The organism is Blastococcus sp. CT_GayMR20, from assembly GCF_004570345.1.
In genome coordinates, this window is the sequence record NZ_SPQM01000314.1 from 1 (window position 1) to 1,114 (window position 1,114).

Here is a 1,114-nt window from a genome sequence, read left to right on the forward strand (position 1 = left end):
TGTACTGCCCGGAGACGTTGGTGCAACGGTTGATGGGCGGGAGGTTGCCCAGGGCGGTGTGGGGCCGGTGGTTGTTGTAGTGGTGGAGCCAGCCTGACAGAGCCGCTCGGCGTGCGGTTTCGGATGTGTAGAGCCGCCGGTAGGCCCACTCCTCCAGCAGGGTTCGGTTGAGCCGTTCCACCTTGCCGTTCGTCTGGGGGCGGCGCACTCGGGTGCGGGAGTGCTTGATGCCCAGGCGGATGTGCTCGGTGCGCCAGGCGTGACTCCTGTAGGCGGCGCCGTTGTCGGTGAGGACCCGCTCCACGGTGATGCCGTGGCCGGCGAAGAAGGCTCGAGCTCGCGCCCAGAAGGCCAGCGCGGTGGCGGCCGTCTCGTCGTCGAGGGCCTCGGAGTAGGCCAGTCGGGAGAAGCCGTCAACGGCGGAGTGCACGTAGCAGTAACCGAGGTTGGGTCGGCCGTGAACCTTGCGCTGGCGGGCGGGGTCCCGGTGAGCCTGGCTGTTGCGCTTGCCGTGGGTCCGGCCATGGATGCGCCAGCCGCCGCCGTCGGGCACGTTGCCCAGCTTCTTGACGTCGACGTGCACCAGCTCGCCGGGTCGGGTCATCTCATATCGGCGGATCGGTTCGCCGGTGACCCGGTCGACGTGCCAGAGCCTGTTGATCCGGCAGGCCACCAGGATCCGGTGCACCGTGGAGGGCGCCAGTCCCACTCGCGCGGCGATCGCCACCGGCCCGAGCCGCTGCTTCCACCGCAGGTGCACGATCTTGCGCACGATCGGCCTGGGAGTGCGCCGCGGTGAGCGGTGCGGCCGGCTGGACCGGTCGGCCATGCCGGCGGGGCCGAGCTTCCGGTAGCGATCAGACCACTTCTTGGCGGTGGTGCGGGCGACCTGGAACCGCTCCGCGGCGCGGGCGATCGGCCAGCCCTGGTCGACGATGCAGCGGGCGACCCGAAGCCGGCCGGTCTCGGTCAGCGGCGCATTACGGTGAACCACGAGGGACCTCCTGGGGTCTGGCTGGGTGCTTGGCGGCTCCCAAACCGAACCCGGAGGTCCCTCCTCACATCAAGCTCTGCCTCGACCAGAGGCCCTGCACCAACGTGTCCGACCAGTACA

The 1,114-nt window shown here is 69.8% G+C and carries 1 protein-coding gene; it reads right to left on the reverse strand.

Annotated features, from left to right (window positions below; translation table 11 throughout):
• A partial coding sequence (locus tag E4P40_RS27645; RefSeq protein WP_135161474.1) for an IS481 family transposase occupies nucleotides 1–994 on the reverse strand: 994 nt, incomplete at its 3' end.
• Nucleotides 995–1,114 lie beyond the last annotated feature (120 nt).